We start from the raw sequence: 8,970 nt of genomic DNA on the forward strand, positions 1-8,970 counted from the left end.
CCCGCGGTAAAGCGCCTCGAGCCGCCCGGCCACGCGCCGCGCCGCGGGCAGGTCGCCGGCAGACAGCGCATGCTCCGCCTCGCGCCGCAGGTCATCGAGCTTGCCCAGCCGCGCAAACGCCGCCAGCTCGCGCAGCGCGATCAGGAGGAGCGTCACGAGAACAAGCCCCACCAGCCCTGCCGCGATCCAACCCAGAGCCGGGTTCGACGCCAACAGGCCGGTCACGAACTCCCACGCCGCCAGCGAGGCGACGAAGCCCACCAGCGCCAAAAGTGCCCCCCAGAACACCCGTGCCAGCCGGTTCGGCCGCCGCGCGCCCAGCGTCGCCACCACCTGCATCGCCCGCCCTTCGGGCGGCGGCAGCGCCTCGGGCACCGGCGGCGCATCCCGAGGGCCCGCGCCCGGCGCGTCGTCCAGTTCGATCAGCACGGGGCCCTTGCGTGTCTCGGTCACAGCCTGTCCCCCAGAAGAAACTCCGCCGCACGGTCCAGCCGGATATGCGGCGGCCCGTCGCCCGCCCGCAGGCTCAGCGGCGCGGGCGCAAAGCGCATCACCCCGAAATCGCCGTCCAGCCACCGCTCCGCCCCCTGTTTCGCGGGCGCCAGCAGCGCCGAGGGGTCGGCGGGCAGGTCGCCCGGATGCAGCGCCGCCTGCTTGCCGCTGTCCAGCAACGTGCCCCGCACAAGGTTCAGCTCCGCGCCGTTGACCGTGTGCGTTTCCTCCACCGTGGCGCGCAGCGCGGCGATGGCCATGGCCTGCGTCTCGGCCCCCGCGAAATCCGCGCGGCGGCGGGCATCGGCCACCAGCGCCCCCATGATCTGCGCCAGCCGGTCATGCTGGGAATGGTGCAGATGGTCGGCCTTGGTCGCGGCGAAGAGAATGCGGTCGACCCGCTTGCCGCCCAGAAGGCCCGACAGGAAGGCCGAGCGCCCCGGCCGAAACGCGCCGAGGATGCCCGAGAGCGCCTGCCTCAGGTCCTCCAGCGCGCGCGGCCCCGCATGGATCGCGCCAAGCGCGTCCACCAGCACGATCTGCCGGTCGATCCGCGCGAAATGCGCCCGGAAGAAGGGTTTGACCACCTGCGCCTTGTAGGCCTCGAACCGCCTTGCGAATTCGCGCGCGAGCGACCCGCGCGGGGCCTCGGAGGGCGGCAAGGGCGCAAAGGTCAGCACGGGCGAGCCTTCGAGGTCGCCCGGCAACAGGAACCGCCCCGGTGTGCAGTCGGAATAGCCCGCCTCCCGCGCCGCGGTCAGGTAGGCGGTCCATTTCCGCGCCAGCGCGGCCGCCACGGGTTCTTCCAGCCGCGCCGAAGGGTCCAGCCCCTCGAGCGCCGCACGATAGGCCGCGGCCTCGCCCCGGCTTTCGGCGCGCGCCAGCGCCTCGCGCGACCAGCTGGCGAAATCCTGCTCCAGCAGCCCGAGGTCCAGCAGCCACTCGCCCGGATAATCCACGATGTCCAGATGCACGGTCCGCGGCCCCTTCAGCCCGCCGAGCAATCCCTTGGGCCGAACGCGCAGCGACAGCCGCAGCTCCGACACCGAGCGCGTCGAGTCCGGCCAATGCGGCGCGGGGCCGGTCAAGGCGGCCAGGTGGTCCTCGAAATCGAAACGCGGCACGGTGTCGTCGGGTTGCGGCTGAAGGAAGGCCGCCTCGATCCGCCCAGAGCGCGCGGCCTCCAGCCCCGGCATGCGGCCGCGCTCCAGCAGGTTGGCGACCAGCGAGGTGATGAAGACGGTCTTGCCCGCCCGGCTCGGCCCGGTGACCCCCAGACGGATCACCGGCTCGAAGAACAGGCCCGAAACACCCTGGGCCGCGCCCTCGATCCCGCGCCCCACCCTGTCCGCGATCGCACCTATGACCAAGTCCCGCACCTCTTCTGCCGCCGCAGGCAACCTAAGCATCCAGGCCCCGCTTTGCGAGGGGTGAATACCCGCCCCTGCTCCACCGCCGCCCCGGCCCGGTCCTGCGCGTTTCCCCCTTGGCGGCGCGCCCCCTTTGCGCCTATGTCCCCGCCCATGCCCCGCTATGCCTTCCAGGTCGAATACGATGGCGCCCCCTTCGCGGGCTGGCAGCGCCAGAAGGATCAGCCCTCGGTGCAGGGCGCGCTCGAGGCCGCGCTCGCCGCGCTCGAACCCGATGTGCCCTCCATCGCCGCGGCTGGCCGCACCGATGCGGGCGTCCATGCGACCGGCCAGGTGGCGCAGGCCGACCTGCGCAAGACCTGGGAGCCGTTCCGCCTCTCCGAGGCGCTGAACTGGCACCTGAAACCCGCGCCCGTGGCCATCGTGGCCTGTGCCCGCGTGCCCGAGGACTGGCACGCGCGTTTCTCGGCCATCGAGCGGCGCTACACCTACCGCCTGATCTGCCGTCGCGCGCCGCTGGTCCATGACGCCGGGCAGGCCTGGCACGTCCGCCGCGCTTCGCTCGATACGGGCGCGATGCGCGCTGCCGCCGCCCATCTCCTCGGCCGGCATGATTTCACCACCTTCCGCGCCGCGCTCTGCCAGGCGAAAAGCCCGGTCAAGACGCTGGACGAGGTGACGGTCGAAGAGATCCCGCGCGCCCACGGCACCGAGTTCCGCTTTCACCTGCGCGCGCGCTCCTTCCTGCACAACCAGGTCCGTTCCATCGTCGGCACGCTGGAGCGCGTCGGCGCAGGCGCCTGGTCGCCCGAGGATGTCCGCACAGCCCTCGCCGCCGCCGACCGCGCCGCCTGCGGCCCCGTCGCCCCCCCCGAAGGTCTCTACCTCACCGGCGTCGGCTACCCGGACGATCCCTTCGCCTGAGCGCGGCCTGCGCCTTCATCTTTCCCCAAATACGCATCTCCGGCCTGCCACCGGGAACCCCCGCTCCCCTGTCGGGACCACCCTCGGCCAAGGGGCCCCGTGCCGCGCGCGCGGCGCGTCCGGGCGACGGCGAAGCCGGCGCAAGCCCTTCTCAGGCCAGCGGACGGGCCGGATGACGCAGCCCCCGCACCCCCCGTGCCCCGCCTGCTTCATGCACCGACGCGTGCAGCCGCTCCGAGGGGTCGCGGCCCACCGCCCGCGCGCGCCGGATGAAAAACAGCTTCCCCACCCCACGGTTCATCCCGATGGCCGGCGCATGGGCCGAGGTCAGGAACCTGTGCCGCCAATGTACCGGCAGCGGCAGGCCCGCGGCCTCGGCCTCCTCCAGCATCCAGACCAGCGGGATGTTCGACAGCGGCCGCGCCGCCCGCATCCCGTCGAGCTGCCCGCCCACATCGCCATGGCTGCCGCGGAACCAGACCTGTTGCACCCTGCCGCGCGCGGCCTCCTCGTCCGTCGTCTCCCAGAGCACCGGCGCATAGGCGTCGCGCCGCTCGTCCAGCGCCAGCGCGTGCCGCGCGATCTCGGTGGCGGGGCCAAGCGCGTGGGAATGGAACCGATGCGGCGCGGGCACGAGACGCCACAGGCCCGGCCAGCGCAGCCCCAGCGCCCGCACCGTGTCGAAGACGCCCAGGAAGCGGATCGGCACCTCGGCGTGACAGCGCGACAGCCTCAGCGCGCGGGCCTCGGTGCTGTCGGGATCGCTGCGGTAGCAGTCATAGACCCGGTCCAGCGTCTCGGGCTCGACCTGCGCCGCGCGCAACAATCCCATCCGGTCGATCAGTCCGGCCAGCGAGCGCACCGCGTAGGCGCCCCGCGAATAGCCCATCAGGATGATCCGGTCGCCGGGCCCGTAGTTGCGCGCAAGGAACAGGTAGGCACGCTTGATCTGGCGGTTGATGCCGACGCCCGCCAGCACCTCGACCGCACGGCGATAGCCGCGCCACTGGATTCCCGGCTCGTAGTAGAGCGTCAGCTGCGCCTGCGCCGGGGCCTCCTGCAACAGCCGGTAGATCAGCCCGATATTCGTCTCCCGCCCGCGGGCGAGTGACGACATCGTGCCGTCCAGCAGGATCACATGGGTTCGGGGCAGATGCGGTCCGGGCAGGCGCGGCGGGGCGCTGCGGTAGCCCGTCAGCCAGGCGCGGAGGCGGCTATTCCGCGGCAACGGCCCTCCCGTCCTGCAGGTAGCTCCAGACGCGCGCGGGCGTGAAGGGCATGTCGACCTGCCGGATGCCCAGCGGCCAGAGCGCATCCAGCACGCCATTGGCCACCGCGGCCAGCGCGCCGACCGTTCCCGCCTCGCCGCAGCCCTTCATGCCCAAGGGGTTCGCGGTCGAGGGCACGGCCTCGGTGGTGAAGGCGATGAAGGGCATGTCGTCGGCCCGCGGCATCCCGTAATCCATGAAGGTGGCGGTCAGAAGCTGGCCGTCGGCGTCGTAGACGACATGCTCGGTCAGTGCCTGTCCGATGCCCTGGGCCACGCCGCCATGGACCTGCCCCTCGGCCAGCCGCGGGTTCATCAGGTTGCCGAAATCATCCACCACCGTGTAGCGCGCGACCCGTGTCGCGCCGGTGGCGCGGTCGATCTCCATCTCGGCGACATGGCAGCCGTTGGGGTAGGAGCGGCCGGGCAGGGTGCGCGTCTCGGTCACCTTCGCCAGCTCGCCCCGCCCCGCGGCGCGGGCGCGGCCCGCCGCCTCCAGCAGCGTGACGACGACATTCGAGCCGGGGGCGCGGAACACGCCCTCGCCCTCGTCGAAGGTCACGTCGCGCTGGTCCATCTCCTCGCCGAGGAAGGCGCACAGGCCCGAGATCAGCGTGTCCGCCGTCGCGCGCATCGCCATGCCCTGCACCGTGACCGAGCGCGAGCCGCCCGTTCCGCCGCCGGTGGCGATCAGGTCGCTGTCGCCCTGCACGATCTCGATCACCTCGAGCGGCAGGCCGGTCTGGTCATGCAGAAGCTGCGCATAGACCGTCTCGTGCCCCTGCCCGTTCGACTGGGTGCCGACATAGACCTTGGCACCGGTTTCCGTGATCTCGATCGTAGCCGTCTCGGACGGGTCCCCGAGAATGGACTCGATGTAATAACAAATACCCAACCCGCGCAGCTTGCCCTCGGCCTCCGACGCCGCCCGCCGGGCCGCGAACCCCGCGATATCGGCCTCGACCTCCGCGCGGTCGAGCAGTTTGTGGAAGTCGCCCACGTCGTACAGCTCGCCCGTCGCGCTGCGATATGGGAAGGCGCCCGCGGGAATGAAGTTCCGCCGCCGCAGCTCCAGCGGGTCGACGCCCAGCTCGCGGGCGGCATGGTCCATCGCGCGCTCGAGGGCATAGATCGCCTCGGGCCGCCCCGCGCCGCGATAGGCGTCGATCTGGGTGGTGGTGGTGTAGATGCCGCGGTTGCGGAAATGGTAGGTCTGCACGTCATAGGTGCCGGTCAGCACCTTGGAATAGAGCGCAGACTGGATGTTCATCCCGAAATTCGACGGGTAGGCCCCCATGTTCGACAGGCTGTCGGTGCGGAAGGCGACCAGTTTCAGATCGGCATCGAAGCCCAGCGTCACCGTCACCGACAGGTCGCGCCCGCCGTTGTCCGACAGCATCGACTCGGTCCGTTCCCCGATCCAGCGCACCGGGCGGCCCAGCACGCGGGCGGCATGGGCCGACAACAGGTATTCGGGGTAGTTCATCGACTTCATCCCGAAGCCGCCGCCGACGTCGGGGTTGGTCACGCGCACCCGGTCCTCGGGCAGGCCCAGCCACTTGGCCAGCTCGCCCTTGGTGCCCCAGACGCCCTGTCCGTTCACCGCCACATGGATGCGGTCGCCGTCAAGCTCGGCATAGCAGCCGCGCGGCTCCATGCTGTTGACGATGACGCGGTTGTCGTAGCTCGTGTGGGTCACGACATGGGCCGCCCCCGCCATCGCGGCCTCGGTCGCGGCTTCGTCGCCCATGGCGAAGTCATAGGCGACATTGTCGGGCACCTCGTCGTGGATCGCCTCGCCCCCCGGCGCGATGTCGAGCTTCGCGGGGCGGTCCTCGATGTCGATCAGGATCATCTCGGCGGCGTCCTTGGCCTGCGCGAGGCTGTCGGCGACGATGAAGGCCACGGGTTCGCCCACGAAGCGCACGCGCCCCTCGGCGAGGATCGGGCGCGGCGGCGTCGGCGGGCGCGAGCCGTCGCCGTTCTTCACGGGCGCGTATTTCATCGCGTTCTTCAATCCCGCCTCGGCGAGGTCGGCCGCCGTCAGGACAAGGTGAACGCCCGGCACCTCGCGCGCCTCCGACACGTCCAGTTCGGTGATCTCGCCATGCGCCGCCGTGCTGCGCAGCACGAAGGCCCGGAGCGCGTCCGCGGGGGCGATGTCATCCACGTAACGGCCCTTGCCGGTCAGGAAACGGCTGTCTTCCAGTCTCGTCACCGGCTGGCTGGTTCCGAACTTGCTCATCCCTCATATCCCTTCGCGGCTGCTTCATGCGTCGCCCCGGACACTAGGCAGCCTGACGCCGGTGTCCAGAGGGGCTAGCCCTCGGCCAGCGCCTGCACCGTTGCCATGCGCAATCCGCCGTAGCCGTTGAACCGTGTCACCGTCGCCGTGGAATAGGCCCCCATCCCGTCGACCAGGATGTAATCCTCCTCGGCCATGTCATCCGGCAGGGGGACCATGCCGGGAAGCCGGTCGAGACTGTCGCAGGTCGGCCCCCAGAGCAGGCGCGCGGTCCCCTCGCCGGTTCGGGGCGTCCCGTCCGGGGCCATGACGCGCAGCCGGTCGGTCATGCCCATGATCGGCAGTTCCGCCAGCGCGCCGTAGATGCCGTCGTTGAGGTAGACCCCGTCGCCGCGCAGCGCCTTCACGCGAAGGGCAAGGCTGCCTGCCTCGGCCACCATCGCGCGGCCCGGCTCGCAGACCAGCGCCGGGGCGCTGCCGCCGAAGGCCGAGCGGGTCGCCCGCGCGACCGTCTCGAATATCGCGTCGAGCCGGGGGCTGTCGGCGGCGTTCCTGCGCGCCGGGAAACCGCCGCCGACGTTCAGCCGCTCCGGCGTCACGCCCGCCGCCTGCGCGATATCCGCGGCGCGGGCGATATAGGCCGTCCAAGCCGCCGGGTCGGTGCATTGCGTGCCGGGATGGAATGTCAGCGCAGGGCGGTAGCCCAGTTCGACCACGCGGGTCAGTAGAGCGGTGGCCAGCTCCGGCGATGCGCCGAACTTCGCGCCGAAATCATAGGCGGCACCCGCGACCGGCAGGGCGAAGCGCACCGCCACCTCGGTGCCGCGCGGCACGCCGCAGGCGGCGAGCTTTTCCAGCTCGCCCGGCGCATCGACGCTGAAGGACGCCACGCCATGCCCCACGGCCACCGCGATTTCGCTGCGTGAGCGCACGGGGTTGTTGTAATGCAGCGCCGCGCGGGGCGCGAGGGAGCGGACAAGCGCGATCTCGGCGGGCGAGGCGACGTCGAACCCAGGGATGCCGGCTGCCAGCAGGTTTCCCAGAACCGCCTCGCCGGGGTTGGCCTTGACCGCGTAGGTCACAAGGCCGGGGAACCCGTCGAGAAAGCGCCGCGCAGTCGCCTGCAGCGTCTCGGGCGAGAGGAAGAGGACCGGCTCGTCCGGCCCTTCGGCCCTGAGGTAATCGCGGGGGGTGCGGTGAAACGCCTGCGTCACGGTCATGTGCCTGACCTCCTGCCCTGTTCGCCTGCGGTTCATCATGCCGCAACAGGGCGGCGATTTCGCTGGTCATTCTGCGCGAAATGCTCACAATATATAGCATATTGACGGAGTCGGATGGCGGAGGGCCGGAATGGACGATCTCGACCGCGATATCCTGCGGCTTCTGGCGGGCGATGCGCGCATGTCCGTCGCCGTGATCTCGCGCAAGCTCAAAGTCGCGCGCTCGACCGCGCAGGCGCGGCTCGAGCGGCTGGAAAGCTCGGGCGTGATCGCGGGCTATACCCTTCGGCTGGGCGAGGCGCTGCGCGCGGGCCGCATTCGCGCCACGGTGCTGATCTCGGTCGAGCCGCGCAGCCAGCCGGGCATCCTCGCCCGCCTCAGGTCCATCGCCGAGGTCGAGCGCATCCACACCATCTCGGGCCGGGTCGACCTGCTGCTCGAGGTCGGTGCGCCGACCACCGCCGCGCTCGACGCGGTGCTCGACCGGATCGGCGAGATCGAGGGGGTGCGCTCGTCCGAAAGCCTGATCCACCTGTCCACGAAACTGGACCGCGCGCTTTAGGCGAAGCGGATCGCCGCGCCTTCGGTCACCGTTCCGATCCGCGCGGCGTCGAAGCCCATGGCGCGCAGCTCTGCGACCAACCTGTCCGCCTCGCCCCCCGGCAAAGCGGCCAGCAAGCCGCCCGCCGTCTGCGGGTCGAAGACCAGCGCGCCGAGTGGCGTTTCGGGGGCCTCGACGCGGCCCTCCAGCGCAGCGCGGTTCTGCTCGAAGAGCGTCGAGCGCACCCCCGCCCCGGACAGCCGCAGCGCGCCCGGCACCAGCGGCACGGAGGCGAGGCACAGCTCGGCCCCCACGCCCGAGGCCGCGCAGATGTTGCCCAGGTGCCCGGCCAGCCCGAAGCCGGTGACATCGGTCATAGCTCGGGCCACCGGCGCAAGGATCGCCGCCGCCGCCCCCTGCGGCGCAGTCATCTGCGCCCAACAGGCGGCGACCTCCGCTCCCTGCGCAATCCTCCGCATCTCGCCCGCCAGCACCACGCCCGTGCCGATCCCCCGGCTCAGGACCAGCGCATCGCCGGGCCGCGGGCCCGCCAGCGTGATCGGCGGGCGCTCCAGAAGTCCCGTCACCGTGAAGCCCAGCGTCAGCTCGGCCCCCATCGAGGAATGGCCGCCGACCACCTCGGCCCCTTCGGTGGCGAAGACCGCGCGCGCGGCCTCCATCACCTCGTCGAGCCACGCGCCCTGCATCCGCGCCGCCATGCGCGGCAGGATCACCGTGGCGGTCGCGGCCTGCGGGCGCGCGCCCATCGCCCAGATGTCGCCCATCGCGTGAACCGCCGCGGCGCGTGCGACCAGAACCGGGTCCTCGGCGAAGCCGCGCAGGTGGTCGGTCGAGATCACCTGCCGTGCGCCGCCCACCTCCAGCACCGCCGCGTCATCGCCCGGCGCGCC

Annotated in this window: 7 protein-coding genes and 1 pseudogene; 2 read left to right on the top strand and 6 right to left on the bottom strand. The window is 71.6% G+C overall.

The features are described from left to right. Positions 1-453 (bottom strand): annotated as a pseudogene (locus QQK83_RS17970) (TIGR01620 family protein); the annotation flags it as partial. Next, on the bottom strand, positions 450-1,862 hold the full coding sequence (locus QQK83_RS17975) for a YcjX family GTP-binding protein (protein WP_284266629.1): 1,413 nt from the start codon (positions 1,860-1,862) through the stop codon (positions 450-452). The gene QQK83_RS17975 and the pseudogene QQK83_RS17970, both read right to left, overlap by 4 nt. 153 nt (positions 1,863-2,015) lie before the next feature. On the opposite strand from QQK83_RS17975, the gene truA reads away from it, so the two are divergent. Continuing rightward, positions 2,016-2,786 (top strand): tRNA pseudouridine(38-40) synthase TruA, encoded by a 771-nt coding sequence (truA, locus tag QQK83_RS17980; protein WP_284266631.1) that lies wholly within the window; start codon positions 2,016-2,018, stop codon positions 2,784-2,786. A gap of 151 nt (positions 2,787-2,937) precedes the next feature. On the opposite strand, the gene QQK83_RS17985 is transcribed toward truA, so the two are convergent. The 3 genes from QQK83_RS17985 to QQK83_RS17995 form a co-directional block, all read right to left on the bottom strand. Continuing rightward, positions 2,938-4,014 (bottom strand): DUF2235 domain-containing protein, encoded by a 1,077-nt coding sequence (locus QQK83_RS17985; protein WP_284266633.1) that lies wholly within the window; start codon positions 4,012-4,014, stop codon positions 2,938-2,940. After that, a complete protein-coding gene (locus QQK83_RS17990) occupies positions 4,001-6,298 on the bottom strand; it encodes a xanthine dehydrogenase family protein molybdopterin-binding subunit (protein WP_284266635.1) in 2,298 nt (765 codons plus the stop codon). The genes QQK83_RS17985 and QQK83_RS17990 overlap by 14 nt, the downstream gene beginning before the upstream one ends. A 74-nt stretch (positions 6,299-6,372) precedes the next feature. Next, positions 6,373-7,518 carry a type III PLP-dependent enzyme gene (locus QQK83_RS17995; RefSeq protein WP_284266637.1) on the bottom strand — a complete coding sequence of 382 codons (1,146 nt, stop codon included), beginning with the start codon at positions 7,516-7,518 and terminating at the stop codon, positions 6,373-6,375. Positions 7,519-7,648: 130 nt separating this feature from the next. On the opposite strand from QQK83_RS17995, the gene QQK83_RS18000 reads away from it, so the two are divergent. Continuing rightward, positions 7,649-8,080 (top strand): Lrp/AsnC family transcriptional regulator, encoded by a 432-nt coding sequence (locus QQK83_RS18000; protein ID WP_284266639.1) that lies wholly within the window; start codon positions 7,649-7,651, stop codon positions 8,078-8,080. Here the strand turns inward: QQK83_RS18000 and selD are convergent. Further along, on the bottom strand, positions 8,077-8,970 hold an 894-nt coding region (selD, locus tag QQK83_RS18005), incomplete at its 5' end, for a selenide, water dikinase SelD (RefSeq protein ID WP_284266642.1). The two genes, QQK83_RS18000 and selD, sit on opposite strands and share 4 nt — an antisense overlap.

Source organism: Roseicyclus amphidinii (genome assembly GCF_030163755.1).
GTDB lineage: Bacteria > Pseudomonadota > Alphaproteobacteria > Rhodobacterales > Rhodobacteraceae > Roseicyclus > Roseicyclus amphidinii.